We start from the raw sequence: 18,057 nt of genomic DNA on the forward strand, positions 1-18,057 counted from the left end.
CTCATACTTGTTCTTGGGTGTGCCGAGTCCTTCAGGGACGAACGCGAATGATCGTCTTTCCCTTGATCCGCTCAGTCGGGTTGAAGGCGGCGACGGCATCGTCGAGAGTCGCCACGTTACCGATGTTCGTACGCAGCCGGCCGTCCCGGACCCGCTGGACGACCTCCCCCAGTTGCGCGCGATCGGCCTCGACCACGAAGTCGACCGCCAGACCCTCGACCGGCTGCGCCTCGGGAGGGCCGGCGATGGTCACCAGCATCCCGCCGGCGCGGACCAGGCCCGCGGACCGCCTGGCGATGTCGCCGCCGATCACGTCGAAGACCAGATCGACCCCACCGATGTCGTCCAGGGCGTCGTTGTCCAGGTCGACGAACTCCTGCGCGCCGAAGTCGAGCGCCGTCTGCCGGTCGGTGGCACGTCCGGTGCCGATGACGTAGGCGCCGGCCTCCTTGGCGAGCTGAGTCACCATCGAGCCGACTCCGCCGGCCGCACCATGCACGAGAACGCTCTGACCCGCCTCGAAGCGGCCGTGCACGAACAGCCCCTGCCACGCGGTCAGGCCCGAGATCGGCAGGCTCGCCCCCACCGCGAAGTCGACGTCGCCCGGCAGCGGCGCGAGGTTACGCGCCTCGACGGCCACGAACTCGGCCAGGGTGCCGTCACGAGTCCACTCTGCGAGACCGAACACCCGCTGTCCCACCGACAGCCCCCTCGCGCCATAGCCGAGCGCGGTGACCACGCCGGCCACCTCGTGGCCAGGGATCGACGGCGTGCGGTCCCGGCCTAGGCGATCGGTCCAGGTTCCGGGCCATGTCAGCTCACCGGGGGTGAAACCCGACGCATGAACCGCAACCAGAACATCGTTTCCTGCCGCCTCCGGCTCCGGCCGCTCCGCCAGCGTCATCCCAGCCGTTCCCGCAGCCTCATCCGTCACCACAATCGCCTTCATCGGTACGCCTTCCTGATCAGTCGCTCGCCGACACGAAACTTCGGCTCTTCCCCTTGGTGACGTCAGGCGTCGAGGTCTTACCCGGCTGAGCGGAAGACGTCCGCCCGGCGGGCGTCCCGCATGCTCGGCGACGAGAGAACACGCTCGCAACGGCCCTCTCGTGGTGGTCGGGGCGAGGGACTTGTGGTCTTCTGTGTAGTCGGAACCCCGCGTCGGCCAGGTGCCCCTCGCCGATCGACATCGACGTCCTGGAGCGCTGGCTGCGCGGCCGCGGCTGGGCGGTTACGTCCCTGCGCAACATCACCCACGTCGATGACACCACCGACAAGATCTTGACGTCGACGAAATGGGCCGCTCAGCCCTCGACCCTGCCTAACGGCATGGCCCACCGCGGCGCAGGGTGACGTTCAGCGGCCTGGCGGAAGAGCGGGATGTGCGCGACGGACTGTGTGCGCGTTGACACAGGCCACGGCGGGATCCTATGTTGGACTAAATCGTCCATTCTAGGGTTGCTGTCGCCATCGACCCCAACTGTGAGACGCCCACCACCAGAGATCGTTGAATCTGAAAGAGAGCACAGGGTGACAATCTCGCGTGGCTTCTTCGGCCGGCACGATCCGCGTGCCGACGATCTGCCGCCCGGTCAGCATCTGACCCACGGATTCCCCGTGCTGACGGCTGGGCCAACACAGCTGATCTCGACGGAGGTGTGGAGCTTCACCATCACGCCTGAGACCGGCAAGCCGAGGCGGTGGAGCTGGGACGAAATGATGGCCTTGCCCTCCGAGGAGATCAACGCCGACATCCATTGCGTGACCCGGTGGACGAAACTCAGGACCCACTGGCGGGGCGTGGCGCTCGACACCTTCTTCGAGGACATCGAGACCGACTACGAATATGCGATGGCGCATTCGTACGGGGGCTACACCACGAACCTCCCGCTGGAGGACCTTGTCGGGGGCAAGGCCTGGATCGTGTACGAGTACGAGGGCGAGCCGCTTCACGTCGAGCACGGTGGCCCGGCCAGGCTGCTGGTGCCGCATCTCTACTTCTGGAAGTCCGCGAAGTGGGTGAACGGCATCACGATGCAGCGCTTCGACGAGCCGGGCTTCTGGGAGAACTTCGGCTATCACAACTACGGGAACCCGTGGCGCGAGGAGCGTTACGCCGGTGACTGACACGAATACGACCGAGGGTCAGGCCGGCAGCTCTGCGGAGGAGACTCCGCCAGCAGGGAATCACTGGCGCAAAGCAACGCTCATCGGTCTGCAGCCGCAGTCCTGGCATTCCCGGACACTCGCTCTGGACGTCCCTGGCTGGGCCGGACATCTGCCCGGTCAGCACGTAGACATACGTCTCACTGCCGCGGACGGCTACTCGGCCCAACGGAGCTACTCGTTGGCGGAGCCCGCCTCGCCCAACCGCGTCGCCGTCACCGTCGACCTCCTGCCCCACGGTGAGGTCTCGCCGTACCTGGTGGAGAACATGGAGCTCGGTGACGATCTCGATGTGCGCGGGCCCATCGGTGGATGGTTCGTCTGGGAGCCGGGGGACCCATCCATCGGGGACGGCCCGGTACTTCTGATCGCCGGCGGATCAGGGGTGGTACCGCTGGTCACCATGCTGCGAGCCCGGAAGGAAGCAGGGGATTCGACGCCGACGATGCTCGTGTATTCGCTTCGCGGCCCTCGCGACCTCATGTACGGGCCTGAACTGGAAGAGATGTCGGCTGATCTGTCCGCGCCAGGGTCCGCCGAAGTGCGCCTCGTCTATACGCGCAAGGTTCCCTACGGGCACCCCCGTCCAGCCTCACACCTCGTGGTCGAGGACATCAAACCTCCGTCCGCGTGGCCGGAGCCCTTGGCGGTCCGGGTCTACGTGTGCGGCTCCTCTGGCTTTGTTGACCACGCCACCGGACTGCTCCGCAAGGCGGGGTACCCCGACGATCGCATACGCACGGAACGATTCGGACCAACAGGAGTCGATCGATGACCTCGTACCGCTCCACCCCCGCCGCGCCCGATGGCGACGCCGAGTCAGGCGCGGTCTTGGACGGCAACGCCGCTGCCGGCGACTTCGCCGGGATCCTCGCAAGCGACCCGACCACCGTCACCGTCAGCTGCGGGAGCTGCGGTTCCACACAAGCATTCGGACAATTGCTGGCATACCTGGGCGGACCGGGAACTGTGCTGCGCTGTCGCCAGTGTGAGGCGATGGTCGCCCGCGTGGCCAAGACACCACAGGGCACGTGGCTCGACCTCTCGGGCTCCAGCTCATGGTTGTTTCTGTCCACCCCAGCATGAACGTCTAGCCATGCGCAAGCTGGCTCCGGCCCCCAACTCGAACGCCCGGGTACGGTGCCGTCGCCTCCGCCGGTGGCCTCGACTTGGAAGGGCCATTGAAGGGCCGTTGAAGGGTACGAGGTGGGTGCGTGCTGGTGCCCACCCTGGGCCGGTCACGAGGGCGGAGCCGGCCAGGTAAAGGATCAATGAGGGGAAACGGAATGAAGGCAGTGGCCGGGGAGACCGTCGTGGCCGAGGCTCCGAACGAGACGGTTGTCAGAATGGAGGGAAATGTCTACTTCCCACCGGACTCGGTTGTGGCCGGCGTGCTCCGCGACAGCCCCACGCCCTACACCTGTCCCTGGAAGGGAAGGGCGCGGTATCACGACGTCCTGGTCGGCAAGACGGTGCTCAATGACGGGGCTTGGTCCTACCCGGCCGTCAACGAGTCGGCGGTGGCCCGTGTAGGCCGCGACTTCAGCGGCTATGTCGCTTTCGACGGGCGCCAGGTTCGGATCGAGATCTGATCGTCGGTCGTGAGGAGCCCTCTGACGGCGAGTTGTCTGCGGAGGCCAAGGCCTCAGACAGGCATCGCGTTGGCCGGCGCAAGGCGTGACCCTGGCGGGGATGCGGCGCGTCCATCCAGTTGATCGAGTCCGGTGATCGCTCTGCGCACGGCAAGGTCACCGGCCGAGACAACCCGACGTCGCGCAGGGTCTGTTCGTCGGTCGAGACGACACGCTCTGCAGTGATGACGCCGCCGAATCGCGCGACCAGCCGATGATAGATCGCCAAGCTGGATGCTCTGCTGAGCTGCCGCGACGTGACGGCGAAGGAGAACCATTCGAGCGGCCTGCCCACCGTAACGGGCAGATGCGCGTCGTAGGCATCGATCGGGCCGGTCGACTGCATCCACCGGGCGAGTGAGTCGTCGAGCGAGCCCAAGTACTCAGCAGCTGCATGCTGCTCCTTGGTCGCACACTTCCCCGTACGGGTCATGGTCACGACACCCTCCTGACAAACTTGGACTGTATAGTCCAGTATAGGTTTGTACTCTGGACGGACCGGCTAGACATTCAGGTACATGGTGAGGGCAGAAACTGTCTCGCCGGCCTGCGAGCTCAGTGACTGCGGGCAAGTTCTCCTGCATACCAGGCACCTGCGCGATGCCATTGGGCTGTCCGGTCGAGCCGACAACGAGGATGGAATGATGGTCATGTCGACACGTACAGTCCTGATCACGGGCGGCACCAGCGGAATCGGGAAGGCGGCCGCGCGGACTCTGCACGAGCGCGGTTACCGCGTCGCTGTCACCGGACATCGTCAGGAGAGCGTCGCTCGGGCGCGGGAGGAGTTGCCCGACGATGTCCTGGTCCTCCAAGCTGACGCACGGTCGCTCTCGGACACTGACCGGGTCGTGTCCGAAGTCGGAGCGCGATTCGGCAATCTGACCACGCTGTTCCTGAACGCCGGCGTGAACCATCCGATGACGCTGGAGGCTTGGGACGAATCCGCGTACGACGATGTGTTCGCCGTCAACACCAAAGGGGTGTTCTTCACCCTCGTCAAGGCGTTGCCGCTGCTGTCCGACGGTGCTTCGGTCATTGTCACCGTGGGGATCGGAGCAACGCGCAGCCTGACGGGTAGCAGCGTCGCTGCCGGGTCCCACGGCGCGATGCTGGCCATGATCCCGACTCTGGCCCTCGAGCTCGCGCCGCGCCGCATCCGCATCAACGCGGTCAGCCCGGGAATGACCGACACCCCGATGACCCGGGCCTCGATCCGGACGGAAACCGAAGACGTCGCAGGGACGATGACGGCGATGGCCGAGCGCAACCCGTTCGGCCGCCTCGGGACGCCGGAAGACGTTGCTGGGACGGTCGCTTTTCTGGCTTCGGACGATGCCGCGTACGTCACCGGGCAAGAGATCGTCGTGTCCGGAGGCGCAGGCTTGGCCATCTGACCGAATCGCCGCCGCGGCGAGGCTGGACGTCTACGCGGAGCTGCCTGCAGTGCGCAACGACCGAGCGAGCGGTTTCCGGGCATCCATGCGCACCTTCTGGCCTGCGGTCCATGCGCCCGGGACTTGGACGGCCTGCTGTCGGCGCTCACAGGGCCGGCCTCATCTCGGCCTGGCCGTAGCTCAACAAATCGTACTATAAAGTCCGAAAATCACCGCGCTCCCACAGGTGAACGAGCGTTTGTAGAGACCTTATAGTCCAGTATGTGGTGGGCGTAGAGGTGATGTCGGGAGCGACTCGACCAGCGCGTACACGGTTTGTGCCGCTCTGACGAAAGAGGTTTGCGGTGGACGACGCGGAGATCGATCAGGAGAATCGCCGATGGGTACGGGATCTCGGCGCCGCAGGCCCACGGAGAGAGGCGACATGCGCCGAGTTGTATCCCTTGCTGCTCCGCGTCGCGCATTCTGAGGCTCGTCGACGCGCCTCCCTCCTCAAGCTGGACGGCCCGGAACTCGAGGACATCGCCCACCAGGCCGCCGCCGACGCGCTGATGGCCATCACCGACCGGTTGGACAAGTTTCGGGGTGAGGCCCGGTTCACCACATGGGCGAGCAAGTTCGCGATCCTCAACGTGGCCACGAAGATGAATCGCCACTTCTGGCGTCGCCACGAGATCCCCTACGAGCAAGAGGATTGGTCCAAGCTCGCTTGTCGGTTCGACGCCGGCCCTGAGGGTGAGGCACAGGTCCGGGAATTCGCGGCCGCCGTCTCGGCCGCGGTGGACGAGAACCTGTCCGATCGCCAGCGACTTGTGTTCGTTGCGACGGTTCTCAACGGCATGCCGATGGATGTTCTGGCCGACGAACTGGGCTCGACCCACAATGCGCTGTACAAGGTGCTCTTCGACGCCAGGAAGAAGCTCCGTATCGCGCTGGTGGCCGATGGCTACCTGCCTGAGGCACCTGCGATTCGGTCGGCCTGAGGGTCGAGCGCGGAGGTGTCCAAGTCACCCTTGCGGAGCCGGAAGACCTGAAGGCGCAGCTCGTAGTACTTCTCCGTTTCTCCGACACTCCATCCCGATGCGACGGGCGGCGCGTGTACCGCGGTCGTTCTTGGGCCGTACGACGGCGAAGACCTCTTCCTCGCCGTTGCTGAAGGCATAGTGGGCCAGAGCGTGACCCGCCTCGGCCGCCAGCCCGCGGCCCCACGCCCAGGGAGCGAGTTGGTAGCCCAGCTCCAGGTCTTCACCCTCCGGCGGCAGCGGAAGGATCTGTCCCGAGCCGGCGACACGCTCGCTCTCGGCCTCTTCGATCACCCACCGGCCACTCGGGCGTCCATCGGATCCCGGGGGTGCGGCGATCCATCCGGTGATCACCGCCCGCATCTGGTCGAGATCGTCGACACGATCCATGGCCGGAGCCGGCCACCGGGAGACCTCCGAGCTGCCGTAGATGTCGAGCGCCTCCGCTGCGTCTGCTTGATGCCACGGACGCAGCCGCAACCGTGGTGTGCTGATGGTCGAGCCAACGATGGTGACCTCGTGAGACAACGCTGCTCCTCGACGGGGGACGGAGCACGCCCAGCGGGGCGGCCAGGGGCTGATGACACTACGCACAATCGGACGAAGTCGTCCACTTAAACTGTGAGTCAAGCTTCTTCAGCACCTGGCTTCAGCGCTTGCCTAGCGGTGGAGCGGTAATCTAGCTTGGACTATATAGTCCTAAGTGGATATCGGTCAGGCTAGTACCGCGTAGACGACGACCCAGCCGCGGTGAACGCCGAACCGCATGAAGAAGGAGCGAGAGATGAACGACACCAAGTCGTCGGCCGAAGATCTGGCGATCCTCGAGCAGCTCAACCTTGACTACAACCGTTCGGACCAGGCCGGCGATGCCAAGCGCCTCGGTGAATTCCTCGCTGAGGATTTCATCGTGCAGACGCCGGGTGTCACCCGCAACCGTGAGGAGTACCTCGAAGACATCGCCAAGCCCCGGCCTTTCAAGGATCAAGTGCTGCACGGAGCCAAGATCCGAATCCTCGGCGATGTCGCGCTGATCCACGGCAGGGTGACGTACACCACGATCGCCGATGGGGTGGAGCACGACGCGCTGTACACGGACGTGTACCAGAAGCGTGAGGGCGTCTGGCTCTGCGTCTCCGCCTGCGCGATCGCCCCGGGCGCCTGACCCGCCGCCATGTCCGACGTTGCGGCCCAGGCGCGCTACGAACAGTTCGCCGAACTCCACCGTGGCCCTGGCACGTTCATCATGCCCAACGCATGGGACGGCCCCTCGGCCCTGCTTTTCAAGGAGGCCGGGTTCAGGTCCATCGCGACCTCTTCAGCGGTTCTCGCCGCTACCCTGGGCCGGCTCGACGGCATCCACGCCGTCAGCCGTGATGAGCACCTGAACCATGCCGCCCTGCTCACGTTCGTGAGCGGCCTGCCGATCAACGGCGACTTCGAGGACGGCTACGGCGAGACTCACGTAGAGGTCCGCGCCACTGTCGACGCTGCCGTCGGCCGCGGTCTCGCCGGCATCGGCGTCGAGGACACCACTGGTGACCCCTCCAATCCGATTCGCGACTTCAACGACGCGGTCCGTCGCATGGAGGCCGCCGCCGCGGCTGCGCACGGACGGATCGTTCTGACCGGACGGACGGACAACTTCCTGTGGGGGATTTCCGACCTCGATGACACCGTCCGCCGCCTCTGCGCCTACGCGGAGGCAGGAGCCGACGTCCTCTACGCGCCGGGCCTGCCGGACCTGGTCTCCATCGGCGCAGTCGTCAGGGCTGTCGCCCCCAAGCCGGTCAACGTCCTGGTCGGTCCCCAAGACGCGGTTACCCTCGCGGGCCTCCAGACGATCGGTGTCCGCCGGATCAGCCTCGGGGTCGACCCCTACACGCACGCTCTCGGAGCGACACAGGCAGCTGCGGCGAAGCTCGCGAAGGGAGACCTGACCGCACTCGCATCAGATCTCGACTTCGGCCACATCATCGACCTCATCACGGGCTGACACCTGCGCCGCCGCACAGCGGGTGAGAGACGCCGACGCCGACGCCGACGGCTACGGTGCGGGGCGGGAGCGGGCGACGGCCAGGGTGAGCGCGGTGACGTGCTCGGCGAGCGCCGCGACCAGCGCGGGCGGATTGCGGACGGTGAAGGGCCAGGGCAGGCCGGTGAGGATGCGCGCCATGGCGGGCAGGTTCTCCGCGCCGCCGACCAGGAGCACGCCGCCGTCGCGGCAGGCGTGCAGATCGCCGAAGGTGGCCGGCAGATGGTCGCGGGCGATGTCCAGGTCCGTATCGAGCCACACCTCGGTGCGGTGGGTCCAGGCACCGAGCGTCAACATGTCCAGGACGTGGGTGACGGGGTCGAAACCGTCGGGTGGGGTGAATGTGCCGGAGAGTTCGGTGGCGTCGCTGATCCGGTCCAGGCGGTACATGCGGATGGCGGCGCGGAGATGGTCGTGTCCGACCAGGTACCAACGGCGTGCGTGCACGACGAGCCCGTACGGGTCCACCTCGCGTGCGCCGCGGGTGTGCTCGATCCGGACGGTGTGCCGCGCATGGACGGCCGCGGCCAGCGTCAGCGTCAGGTGAGGTTCAGGGGTCAGCGGGCCTGCCGTCGCCGAGGTGGCGGCGATCAACGCGGTGACGCGTCGGCGCAGCGGCGCGGGCAGGACGCGGTTGAGTTTGACCAGCGCCCGGTCGGTCGAGCCGGGCTCTCCCGCTTGTTCGTGCTGCTTGCCGGTGGCCAGCGCGACGGCGACGGCGACCGCTTCGTCATCGGCGAGCATCAGGGGCGGCAGGCGTACGCCGCGGGCCAGCCGGTAGCCGCCGTAGCGTCCGCGGACGGACTCGACGGGGATGTCCATGTCACGCAGGGCGGTGATGTAGCGGCGAACGGCGCGGGCGTCGACGTCCAAGCGCCGGGCGAGCTCGTCGGCCGACACCAGGCCGCGGTCCTGCAGGAGCTCCAGCAGTGCCAGGACGCGGGTCGCGGGACGGGACACGGTAGCGATTTTAATGAGGGCAGAAAGCGTCCACAATCCTCCCTAGCCTTGCCCCGGTAAGAAGGCGATAGAAAGGAGTCGACCCGGTGTCGACCATCGTTCTTGTCGGCGGTTCGTTCCTGGGGGCATGGGCCTGGGAGCGCGTCACGCCGCTGCTGACCGCCTATGGTCACCAGGTGCATCTGTTGACGCTCACCGGTTTCGGCGACCGCGCGCATCTGGGCTCGCCGGACACGACGCTCACCACGCATGCCCGCGACATCACGGCGGCGATCGAGTACGCCGGGCTGCGCGAGGTGGTGCTCGTGGCGCACTCCTACGGCGGAGCCCCGGCCACGATCGCCGCCACCACGATTCCCGGGCGGATCGCCCGCTTGGTCTACCTCGCCGCGCTCTTGCCCGAGCCCGGCAAGAGCCTGTTCGACATCACACCCGCGCCCGTCGTCGAAGCGATCATGGAAACCGTTCAGGACGGGCGAATCCCGGTGATGACAGACGAGGTCATCGACGCCAACTTCGGCGAGCACGGGCTCACCCCCGAGGACCGGGCCTGGCTGCGGGCACGCGGCGTCGGCCAGCCCGTCGGCACCTACCAGGACCCGGCACCGGCCGACCTCAGCGCGGCACAACGACTGCCCCGTACCTACATCGCCTGCGCGGCCGACCGGGGCGGCCCACCGCGCCTGCCGGGTCTGGAGGTGATCACGCTGGACGCCGGGCACTGGCCGATGATCACTGAACCGGCGGAGCTGGCCCGAGTGCTGGACCAGGTGGTCCGGTCATGATGCGGCCATACCGGGTGAAGATTCCGCAAGAGGCGCTGGACGACCTGGCCGCCCGGCTGGCCGCGACCCGCTTCACCCGCCCGCTGCCCGGCCATGGGCTCGGCGTGCCCGCCGACCGCGTCCGGCACCTGGTCGAGTACTGGCGCGACGGCTATGACTGGCGCGCCTGGGAGCGGCGGATCAACGTCCATCCGCAGTTCATCACCGAGATCGACGGGCTTGACGTGCACTTCCTGCACATCCGTTCGGCCCGGCATGACGCCCTGCCGCTCATCCTCACCCACGGCTGGCCCATGTCGGTCGTAGAGTTCCTCCCGCTGATCGACCGGCTGAGCGATGCCTTCCACCTCGTCATCCCCTCGGTGCTCGGCTTCGGGTTCTCCGGCGTACCGCGGGAGCCGGGCTGGAACCGCCGCCGCGTCGCCACGGCGTGGGCGGAGTTGATGCGCCGGCTCGGTTACGAACGTTACGGCGCGCACGGCAACGACGTCGGCTCCCTGATTTCCATCGAGCTCGGACGCCTGGATCCGCACCGCGTCGTCGGGGTGCACGTCACCCAGATCTTCTCCCTGCCCTCGGGCGATCCGGCGGAGCGGGCCCTGCTGGAACCGGACGATCGGGCGAAGCTGGCCGCCCTGGAGCGCTTCATGGCCGACCGGAGCGCCTACCTCGCCCTCCAGTCCACCCAGCCGCAGACCCTGGCGCACGCGCTCGCCGACTCCCCGGCCGGCCAGCTGGCCTGGAACCTGCAGCTGTTCGGCGGCGCGGTGAGCGACGACTACATCCTCACCAACGCCGCCATCTACTGGCTGACCGACACCGCCGGCAGCTCGGCCCTGGTCGGTTATCACGGCAACAGGCCGCCTGCCGGGCCGTCATCGATCCCGCTGGGTCTTGCCTGCTTCGCCGATGACTTCTTCCCCTCCATCCGCCCGCTCGCCGAACGCGACCACAGCGCCATCGTGCACTGGAACACCTACGACAAAGGCGGGCACCATGCCGCGCAAGAAGAACCCCAACTCCTCGCCGACGACCTCCGCATGTTCTTCACCCTCTGCCGATGACGTCGCCGGCAAGCGCGCCGGCCCGGGACCGGTGGTCTTCACCCGATGGGGAACACAAATGGGGAACACAGCGCATGCCGACCGTGTTCGTTGTCTTCTACCGGAACATGACCGAGGCGAGCGCCGCGATCGTTCCGAGGGCGGTCTCCCGAATTGGCGGTCTCCCCTCGGTCTTCCAAGAGGACACCGGCGAATGCAGCCGCGATCTTCTCGACCGCTGCCTGCTGTGGAACGAACACCACCTGCGGCAGGCTCCGGCGGCGGTGGCTGAGGGCGTTCTGCAGGCGGCCCTTCCACGTACCGCGACCGGTGGCGGAGGCTGCCCATCGCATCAACGCGATCGCGCTCGGCTTGCCGGTCGAAACGTCTCGCGACGCGGTCCGCGCCGCCGGGCACCCCAGGGCGGCTGAATCCCTCACAGGCCGAGCTCACGCCGGGCCTTGGCATAACGGCGGGCCGGGGTGAGCGAGGCCACCGTCCAGGGCTGGTTGTCGGGCATGCGCCTGCCCGCCCCTGCGAGCAGGCCTTGAGCGCGCGAGAGATGACCGCCGTAATAGAACGCCGCACCGAACAGATGCCTGGCCTCAAGGGCCAGCGGGTGCGGCTGGAGCCTGGACAGCCACTTGTCCGACGCCTCGATCAGCGGCTCGGCCACTGCCGGGTCGCTGAAGTGGGCCATTACGAGCTTCTCGTCGAATAGGCCTTCCCTGTCACGCTGCTGGGCGATGACGATCTCGATGTGCGCCATGGGCAGTACCGAGACCACCGGGTCACCCGGCTCGGCTGCCGCCACCGTCTCGGCGGCGAAGGCCAGCAACTCCGCGTGAGAGCCGTACCACTTCTCGCACAGGGCCTGGGTGCGGCTGTGATGGCCGGCGTACAGGCCAGGGTTCCTGGCGATCAGCTCCTTCCAGAGACGATCCAGCTCAGTCCTGCCGCTGCCCATGCCGATGGCATGCCACTGGAGTACATTCCACGGCACGGGATCGGCGGGCAGCAGGTCGGCTGCGCGCCGTAGCGGCTCCTCAGCCGTACCCAGAACCTGCAAGAACCGAGTGAAACGCTCTTCGCCCACGTATTTGGCGTACGAGCCGCCGCGGATCGCCCAGGCCTCTTGGATGCGCGCGGCGCCGAGCCAGAGCAGGCCATCGGGGTCACCTCCCGCAAGCCTGGCCAGCGCCTCAGTGTGCGACTTGGCCGCATCGGCCAGCTTGTCCACGCGGAGCGCGCGTAGCTGGTGGTCCTCGCGGGCCTGCCTGATGAGCTCAAGGCCTGGTTCGAGCCGTCCCGAGCGTACTTTGCGCAGAATCGCGCCCAGTGCGGGGTCGTCCCACGCCTTGCCTATCTGCATGCCCGCGGTCTTCTCCAGGACGAACACACCGGCCTTGATGGCCTTCACAAGCAACATCCAACATATGTTCGCCACCGAATGTCACTTTTTGAGAGTCGACGCCCAACCAAGCTGCGAACGCCATAGTCAGGCGGTCCACGTCGGCGGTCGTGAAGATCTCCGGGCCGACCAGGCGGTGTGTGGAGCTGACTTTCACGCCTTCGACGCCGACGGGGAGCACTGTCTCCGCCGACGACGTACGCGCCGCGCTCGAACGCGTCAGCAGGCTGCTTCGTCTCATGCAGTTGCCGCCCGGCATCACAGAGACGACCATGCGCAAGCAGCACGCCCTCTACCCGGTCGCCGTCGCCCATGGGATCGGGACAGCGCGGAATCGGCCGAACGCATCGCCAGACTGCCGCAAGATGCCGGCCGACGTTGAAATGTTCTGTCGGTTGGTGCCTCGATAATCTTTCCCATGAAGAAATCTTTGACGGCCGTGATGGCGGCTGTCGTGATCATCCCGGCTGCCCCAGCCCAGGCGGCATCGGTGGATGTGGTGAGGGCGGTCGAGAAGCTGGTCGCCGCCGGGGCCGCAGGGCGGGTCTGGCAGTTCGCGAGTGCGGCGATGCCGCATGATCCCAGAATGGACGATCTGCCGCGCGGTTCGTTCCCGAGCACCTCGTTCCACGTCCACACCAGGGGCATCTTGCGGCTTGGCCGCTCGGGCATCGTGAGTTCCGACCTACGGCGGGAGGTCAAAGCGAACTATTGGCACGTGCATTTCCTCAAGGAGGATGCCGCCAACGGTGATCGACGGGACGCGGACCTGGTGAAGGTGTTCACCCGTCCGCAGCGGCTGCGGACGGTCGGCGGCGTGCAGTATGCCAACGGGCCGGCGTATGGACAGAAGGGGTGGGTGAATCTGGGCAAGGCACCAGGCGGAGCCGGGCTGCACGGTGACCAGGTCATCGACATCTTCGAACAGCCCACGCTGAAGGCCCTGATCGCCAAGGCCACCATCAACAGGCCCTCCGGCGCGATTGTCGGTGTCGACAACCGAGCGGTGGTCAAGAAGTCCTGGACCATCCGGGGGACGATCACACTGACTGAGTTGTTCAAGCTGTCGCCTGCCTTCCGCGAGATGGTTGGTGGCCCGCTCCACCCGAGGATGCGGAACCTCAGCCTCATGTGGGGAATCTCCGCCGACCTGAGCGGACGTCCGATCGTCGTCCAGACAGTTCTGAGGACGGGCAAGGAAGACACGGATCTCGAGATCGGGAATGTGGTCTCGGCGACCCGGTACGGCTGGGACGCCAAGGCCGCTGTCACGGCGCCGACCGCAATGCGGGTCAAGCGGGTGCCCTTTGGGGACGACATCACCGACTTCTTTCGGTGAGCCGGCGCGATCATCCCCCGGCGGTCGGCGAAGTGACCGCCTTGATGGAGACGCCTGGTACTCACCACAGCACGAAGAACAGGTCACCAGCTGTGGAAACGGACACTCCGGCGTCGCCCCACGAACCAGGCATCACGCTAAGCGCGAGCTGGAAGCTCCCGTGGCGTTGACCTGACCCAGGTATGACCCACCGCTTGATTCGTTGATCAAGAGGTGGACAAATCTGCAGGTCTGGGTGGTAGGGCGCCCGGGGCTCGAACCCGGAACCTACGGATCAAAAGAGCCGCCTCGTCAGATGCCCAGCGCAGCGAGGTGGCGGGAGGGACGATGGCGTCGCCAGGCGATGGCCAGGAAGGCGATCAGGCCGAGGACGGGCAGGGTGCAGAGGGCCCAGCTCAGTGCCAGCGGCGGGCCGGGCTGGTCGAGGACCGTGACGTTGTCCAGAGTGCCTGTTCCCTGCCCCTTGGGTCCGTTGATGGCGAAGGTGAAGCTCCACTTTCCGGCCGTGGACAGCGATTGGATGTCCAAGCCCCAGACGTCGCGTTTGCGTGGATGGCGAGACAGCGGGCCTGCCCCGCGCCTGCTCCCTTTCATGCCGGGGCCGGTCATGCTGAGGGTGCCGGATTTGCCGGTCAGTCCCCCGTCAGGGGCGAAGGTGAAGTCCAGCGACTGCATGGCGCGCAGCGGCCACGTGGAGAAGCCCACGGTCAGGTGGTACGGGCCGGCCTGCACCTGCTCGGTGTGCACAACCTCGACCGGCGCGTACGCCTGCTCGGGCTCCGCCGGCGCGTAGGCCTGGGCGGACGGGGCAGAGACCGGGATCACAGCCGCCATGATGCACACGGCGAGAAGCAGACTGCGGGCGCGGTGCTTCGGCGCGTGGCGCGTGGCGCGGGCCGGTCGCGGCCGTGGCAGCAGGTACGTTCGGACGTGCATCGGGTCAGCGGCCTTCCAGATCGGCGGCGGGGGTGTTGAGGCGCAGCAGTACGGCGAAGCGGGCGGCGAGGTACCCGGCCAGGGCACCGAACGCCAGCCCAAGGAGCACGTCGATCAGCACTGTGGTCGCCGATGTGGTGGTCTGGCCCATCGGCCCTCTCCCCGCCCCTGCGCGCAGCATCGACGTCTGCACGAGCATGGACAGGCTCACCACGCCGCCGCCGGCGGCGCCGACGAGCTGCGGCAGCCAGCGGGCCGACCAGCCCCGCCCGCGCCCCAGCCGGAGCAGCCCCTCGATCACCAGGGCCGCGGCTAGCATGAACATCGGTATGCCGGCCGGAAGCTGAGGCGCCACGCCCATGAGGTTGTCCCGCAGAGGCAGCTCGACGTAGTCGGCGTATGCCCTCGAGGCCCACGGGGAGAACCACCAGAGAAACAGCTGCATGGCGCCGAGGACGACCGCGATGGACAGAGTCACCTGTCGGTGCCGCAGGGTGATCGCTCCCATGAGCACGAAGCAGACGGCGAAGAAGACGGTGCCCGCGAGCTTGGGGTCGAGAGGAAGAGGCATCCTCTGGAAGGCGTACGTGGTGATCGGGGCGAACGTCATCAGCACGGGGATGCTGACGATGAGCCCGATCCGCCCCCCGCGTTGCGCGCGGGCGGCGGCGAAGACGATGACGCTGCCGACCATGGTCAGGCTGATGGAGATGAACAGGGCGACGTGTGGCGGGGAGTCCAGCACGGCGTCGAAGCCGTACAGCGAGTGCCACCACAGGTCGAGCAGGCCGTAGAGCAGGAACAACGCGCCGCCGGTCCCGGCGACGAGGTATCCCAGGGGCGCGGTGAACGTGCCGCCGAGAACCCGGACCGGACTGCCGCCGACCGCGGGGTCGGAGGGGCGCCCGGCCCGTTGGGCGAAGGTGGCGCGGAGCACCATCACCAGGCTGGCGATGCCGGCGATGGCGCTGCCGGAGTACAGGATCAGGTGGGGCAGGGTGAAGAAGGTGTCCGGACCGACCTCGATGTGCCACTGTACGTCCCAGCTGACGCCCGCCGTGGACATCAGCGTTCCGGCCAGCACGGTGTACGCGCCGACCAGGCCGGTCGCCGGCCGGTCGGACGAAGTGGGCCCGCCTGGGCCGATCGGCGCGGATGCGGGAACAGGATCCATCGGACATGCCTTTCTCGGGAAGAAGCTAGGGGGAGACCGTGAGCGGGAAGACGAGCCGGTCGCGATGGCCGTCGCCGTCCATGGCGACCAGGAACTCCCACCGGCCGGGCATCATCAGCGGAACGCCGGCCACGTGGTAGCTGTTGTCGGAGACGCGTGTGGCGGGGAGGTCGGGTACCGCGTGTCCCGCGGTGGGCAGCACTGCGGAGACCGTGACGACCGGTGCTGACCGGACGGCCGCGTCACGCGCCACCACCCGGACATCGACCGCGGTGACTCCGGTGACGGGCGCGGAAACCGTCAGGGTCACCACATCGTGGGCGGTGCCACCTGTGAGGGTCACCGCGCCCCGCGGGACGGAGTCGGACGCGGGCCGCGCCCCACCTGACCACGGCGCCCACAGGGCATGAACCGACAGTCCGGTGAGCAGGATCGCCGCAACGAGCACCGCGGCTACCAGGAACCGCCGACCGGATGGGCTCACGGAGTCTTCTCCGTGCCGGTGACGTGGAGCAGGTAGGGGACGGTCAGGATCGTGTTGTCGCGCTCGGCCTGGACCCACACCCGGTAATGGCCGGCGGCCGGGAAGGTGTAGACGAAGGCGACGTCGGGGCCGTAGGCGGCGACGGTCTCATCGGCGATGCCATCGCCATTGACGGAGGTCAGCCCGCTCATCGAATGCAGCTGCGAGGAGGAGGCCGACGACGTCGGCGGCGGCGAGTGCGGCCCCCTGTGCGGCGTCTCCTGCGTGCCGCTCGCCTCGTGAGCGCTGTCCGGCACCGCGCCCATGGAGTGGGAGTGGGCCCACAGCTGGGCCTTCTGCGTCTCCGCCCCCACCGCCGCCGTGGGCGAGAGCGGACCGACGACGATCAGGTGGCCCAGCATGCCTAGCCAGGGCTGCAAGGTCGCCGTGTCCCCCACGCGGGCGGTCAGGACGGTGGCCCTGCCCGCCACCAGCGACGACGCGGTCAGCCGCACCTCGACCCCGGCCACGGTCCGCGAACCGGTCCCCGCCTGCGCCGGAGCGTCACCGGCCGTGCTCTGCGCGCCGGATCGGGACACCGCGTCGATGCCGGTGGCGGAGCGCAGTTGCTGGACGCCGCCGCCCCGGCGGGCGAACTCGGCGGAGACCGCGTAGTGGCCTGCCTCGGGCAGCGACAAGGGGACCTCGAATGCGCCGGGTCCGGTCCGTACGGGGTGCAGGTGCCACAATTGTCCCGAGGGGCCGATGGCCAGCAGGTGCATGAGCGCCCCGTCGTGCACGACGACGTCGTCCAGGGGCAGTCCGGTGGCGGCGTCCGACAGGGTCAGCCGCAGCTCGGCGACCTCACCCGCCCGCTCCGTGGAGGACGACAGCAGCAGGGTGGCGGGCGGGCGCGAGTAGTCGCCGGTGCGCTGCCCGACGGAGGCGTAGGGATCCTTGACGCCGTCGATGGTGGCGTCCACCTGGCCGCCCTGAGACGGCGGGAGCGGCAGCTGGGACGACAGGAGCGCGCCGGTGACGGCCACGGTCAGGCAGGCCACCAGCCCGCCGCCCGGCACCAGCGTCCACCAGCCGCGCCGCGCCCGTACGGCGACCAGGACGGTGACGAGGATCAGCGCCCCAGCGCCCGAGAAGCCCAGGTAGGCGGCGGTCTCCGCCGGTGAGGTGGTCTGTTCGGGGACGATGAAGGGAATCGTCGCGGTTCTCTCCCCGTCGCCGAGCGACAGCTCCCACGGGCCGACCTGGGTGACGTTCAACTGGGCGGAGTAGGTCCGCGGCCGGACACCCAAGATGACGACGGCGGTGTCGGCGACCGTGCCGGAAGCCGAGGCGGCGGAGGCGGAGGTGGAGACCCCGGTGGGCGTCACCGCGAGGTGCAAGGTGCCGGCGGGCGTGCCCGCGTGGGTGAACACATCTACGTGCAGCGGTCCGGGCACCCCGGTGACCCGTCGCAGGATGACGGTCAGCTCCCGGTCGCCGAGCGTCTGGGCGACCTGCACGTCGCCGCCGTCGTTGGAGTCCGCCCCTGCCGGTGAACTCATGGCGAGTATCAGGGCTCCGGCGGTCAGCACGACGGCGAGCGCGGCACCGAGGCGGTGCCGGGGATCAGGAGCCGTGCGCGGAAACGTGTCCCACTCCCTCGTTGGAGCGGCGGAATCGTTCATCGTGCGGGCA

General features: G+C 67.8%; 20 protein-coding genes. 12 read left to right on the forward strand and 8 right to left on the reverse strand.

The annotated features are described in order from the left end of the window. Positions 1-31: 31 nt before the first annotated feature. A complete protein-coding gene (locus OIE67_RS50825) occupies positions 32-949 on the reverse strand; it encodes an NADP-dependent oxidoreductase (RefSeq protein WP_326634207.1) in 918 nt (305 codons plus the stop codon). Positions 950-1,530: 581 nt separating this feature from the next. Between OIE67_RS50825 and OIE67_RS50830 the strand changes: the two genes are divergently transcribed. From OIE67_RS50830 to OIE67_RS50855, 6 genes are all read left to right on the forward strand, one after another. Continuing rightward, positions 1,531-2,127, forward strand: coding sequence for a molybdopterin-dependent oxidoreductase (locus OIE67_RS50830; protein ID WP_326634210.1), 597 nt, complete (start codon positions 1,531-1,533; stop codon positions 2,125-2,127). Next, complete coding sequence (locus OIE67_RS50835) at positions 2,120-2,941, forward strand: FAD-binding oxidoreductase (RefSeq protein ID WP_326634212.1); 822 nt, start codon at positions 2,120-2,122, stop codon at positions 2,939-2,941. Before OIE67_RS50830 ends, OIE67_RS50835 begins: the two co-directional genes overlap by 8 nt. Further along, positions 2,938-3,252 (forward strand): DUF6510 family protein, encoded by a 315-nt coding sequence (locus tag OIE67_RS50840; protein ID WP_326634214.1) that lies wholly within the window; start codon positions 2,938-2,940, stop codon positions 3,250-3,252. Before OIE67_RS50835 ends, OIE67_RS50840 begins: the two co-directional genes overlap by 4 nt. 200 nt (positions 3,253-3,452) lie before the next feature. Next, positions 3,453-3,758 (forward strand): DUF427 domain-containing protein, encoded by a 306-nt coding sequence (locus OIE67_RS50845; RefSeq protein WP_326634216.1) that lies wholly within the window; start codon positions 3,453-3,455, stop codon positions 3,756-3,758. A 557-nt stretch (positions 3,759-4,315) separates the two neighbouring features. Further along, entirely contained in the window at positions 4,316-5,194 is an 879-nt protein-coding gene (locus tag OIE67_RS50850; RefSeq protein ID WP_326634218.1) for an SDR family oxidoreductase, read from the forward strand. Between the two features lie 344 nt (positions 5,195-5,538). Next, positions 5,539-6,177 (forward strand): sigma-70 family RNA polymerase sigma factor, encoded by a 639-nt coding sequence (locus tag OIE67_RS50855; protein ID WP_326634220.1) that lies wholly within the window; start codon positions 5,539-5,541, stop codon positions 6,175-6,177. Positions 6,178-6,201: 24 nt separating this feature from the next. Here the strand turns inward: OIE67_RS50855 and OIE67_RS50860 are convergent, their stop codons facing one another. Beyond that, entirely contained in the window at positions 6,202-6,744 is a 543-nt protein-coding gene (locus OIE67_RS50860; protein WP_326634222.1) for a GNAT family N-acetyltransferase, read from the reverse strand. Positions 6,745-7,000: 256 nt separating this feature from the next. On the opposite strand from OIE67_RS50860, the gene OIE67_RS50865 reads away from it, so the two are divergent. Together OIE67_RS50865 and OIE67_RS50870 are read left to right on the forward strand one after the other, a co-directional pair. Then, a complete protein-coding gene (locus OIE67_RS50865; protein ID WP_326634225.1) occupies positions 7,001-7,381 on the forward strand; it encodes a nuclear transport factor 2 family protein in 381 nt (126 codons plus the stop codon). A gap of 9 nt (positions 7,382-7,390) precedes the next feature. Beyond that, positions 7,391-8,212, forward strand: a complete 822-nt coding sequence (locus OIE67_RS50870; RefSeq protein ID WP_326634227.1) for an isocitrate lyase/PEP mutase family protein — start codon at positions 7,391-7,393, stop codon at positions 8,210-8,212. A 51-nt stretch (positions 8,213-8,263) separates the two neighbouring features. On the opposite strand, the gene OIE67_RS50875 is transcribed toward OIE67_RS50870, so the two are convergent. Next, positions 8,264-9,211 carry a helix-turn-helix transcriptional regulator gene (locus OIE67_RS50875; protein WP_326634229.1) on the reverse strand — a complete coding sequence of 316 codons (948 nt, stop codon included), beginning with the start codon at positions 9,209-9,211 and terminating at the stop codon, positions 8,264-8,266. Between the two features lie 86 nt (positions 9,212-9,297). On the opposite strand from OIE67_RS50875, the gene OIE67_RS50880 reads away from it, so the two are divergent. The 3 genes from OIE67_RS50880 to OIE67_RS50890 all read left to right on the forward strand — a co-directional run bounded on the left by OIE67_RS50880 (position 9,298) and on the right by OIE67_RS50890 (position 11,470). Beyond that, a complete protein-coding gene (locus tag OIE67_RS50880) occupies positions 9,298-9,996 on the forward strand; it encodes an alpha/beta fold hydrolase (RefSeq protein WP_326634231.1) in 699 nt (232 codons plus the stop codon). Beyond that, positions 9,993-11,060, forward strand: a complete 1,068-nt coding sequence (locus OIE67_RS50885) for an epoxide hydrolase family protein (RefSeq protein ID WP_326634233.1) — start codon at positions 9,993-9,995, stop codon at positions 11,058-11,060. The genes OIE67_RS50880 and OIE67_RS50885 overlap by 4 nt, the downstream gene beginning before the upstream one ends. Positions 11,061-11,134: 74 nt before the next feature. Then, a complete protein-coding gene (locus tag OIE67_RS50890; protein WP_326634235.1) occupies positions 11,135-11,470 on the forward strand; it encodes a hypothetical protein in 336 nt (111 codons plus the stop codon). Positions 11,471-11,475: 5 nt separating this feature from the next. Here the strand turns inward: OIE67_RS50890 and OIE67_RS50895 are convergent, their stop codons facing one another. After that, a complete protein-coding gene (locus OIE67_RS50895) occupies positions 11,476-12,468 on the reverse strand; it encodes a hypothetical protein (protein ID WP_326634237.1) in 993 nt (330 codons plus the stop codon). Positions 12,469-12,868: 400 nt separating this feature from the next. On the opposite strand from OIE67_RS50895, the gene OIE67_RS50900 reads away from it, so the two are divergent. Then, entirely contained in the window at positions 12,869-13,789 is a 921-nt protein-coding gene (locus OIE67_RS50900; RefSeq protein WP_326634239.1) for a hypothetical protein, read from the forward strand. A gap of 291 nt (positions 13,790-14,080) precedes the next feature. Here the strand turns inward: OIE67_RS50900 and OIE67_RS50905 are convergent, their stop codons facing one another. From OIE67_RS50905 to OIE67_RS50920, 4 genes are all read right to left on the reverse strand, one after another. Continuing rightward, the gene (locus OIE67_RS50905) at positions 14,081-14,614 is read right to left on the reverse strand and encodes a hypothetical protein (protein ID WP_326634241.1); all 534 of its coding nucleotides are present in this window, start codon (positions 14,612-14,614) and stop codon (positions 14,081-14,083) included. A gap of 115 nt (positions 14,615-14,729) precedes the next feature. Further along, positions 14,730-15,899 carry a hypothetical protein gene (locus tag OIE67_RS50910; RefSeq protein ID WP_326634243.1) on the reverse strand — a complete coding sequence of 390 codons (1,170 nt, stop codon included), beginning with the start codon at positions 15,897-15,899 and terminating at the stop codon, positions 14,730-14,732. A 25-nt stretch (positions 15,900-15,924) separates the two neighbouring features. Continuing rightward, positions 15,925-16,383, reverse strand: coding sequence for a hypothetical protein (locus OIE67_RS50915; RefSeq protein WP_326634245.1), 459 nt, complete (start codon positions 16,381-16,383; stop codon positions 15,925-15,927). After that, a complete protein-coding gene (locus OIE67_RS50920) occupies positions 16,380-17,924 on the reverse strand; it encodes a hypothetical protein (RefSeq protein ID WP_326634246.1) in 1,545 nt (514 codons plus the stop codon). Before OIE67_RS50920 ends, OIE67_RS50915 begins: the two co-directional genes overlap by 4 nt. Between the last annotated feature and the right edge of the window lie 133 nt (positions 17,925-18,057).

This window comes from Nonomuraea fuscirosea, assembly GCF_035917475.1.
Lineage (GTDB): Bacteria > Actinomycetota > Actinomycetes > Streptosporangiales > Streptosporangiaceae > Nonomuraea > Nonomuraea fuscirosea.

Bases quoted from the DNA above. Each gene is read 5' to 3' on its own strand.
- OIE67_RS50845 (WP_326634216.1), top strand. From the start codon at position 3,453: ATGAAGGCAGTGGCCGGGGAGACCGTCGTGGCCGAGGCTCCGAACGAG.
- OIE67_RS50870 (WP_326634227.1), top strand. From the start codon at position 7,391: ATGTCCGACGTTGCGGCCCAGGCGCGCTACGAACAGTTCGCCGAACTC.
- OIE67_RS50825 (WP_326634207.1), bottom strand. From the start codon at position 949: ATGAAGGCGATTGTGGTGACGGATGAGGCTGCGGGAACGGCTGGGATG.
- OIE67_RS50900 (WP_326634239.1), top strand. From the start codon at position 12,869: ATGAAGAAATCTTTGACGGCCGTGATGGCGGCTGTCGTGATCATCCCG.
- OIE67_RS50920 (WP_326634246.1), bottom strand. From the start codon at position 17,924: ATGAGTTCACCGGCAGGGGCGGACTCCAACGACGGCGGCGACGTGCAG.
- OIE67_RS50895 (WP_326634237.1), bottom strand. From the start codon at position 12,468: ATGTTGCTTGTGAAGGCCATCAAGGCCGGTGTGTTCGTCCTGGAGAAG.
- OIE67_RS50910 (WP_326634243.1), bottom strand. From the start codon at position 15,899: ATGGATCCTGTTCCCGCATCCGCGCCGATCGGCCCAGGCGGGCCCACT.
- OIE67_RS50890 (WP_326634235.1), top strand. From the start codon at position 11,135: ATGCCGACCGTGTTCGTTGTCTTCTACCGGAACATGACCGAGGCGAGC.
- OIE67_RS50850 (WP_326634218.1), top strand. From the start codon at position 4,316: ATGGTGAGGGCAGAAACTGTCTCGCCGGCCTGCGAGCTCAGTGACTGC.
- OIE67_RS50865 (WP_326634225.1), top strand. From the start codon at position 7,001: ATGAACGACACCAAGTCGTCGGCCGAAGATCTGGCGATCCTCGAGCAG.
- OIE67_RS50885 (WP_326634233.1), top strand. From the start codon at position 9,993: ATGATGCGGCCATACCGGGTGAAGATTCCGCAAGAGGCGCTGGACGAC.
- OIE67_RS50840 (WP_326634214.1), top strand. From the start codon at position 2,938: ATGACCTCGTACCGCTCCACCCCCGCCGCGCCCGATGGCGACGCCGAG.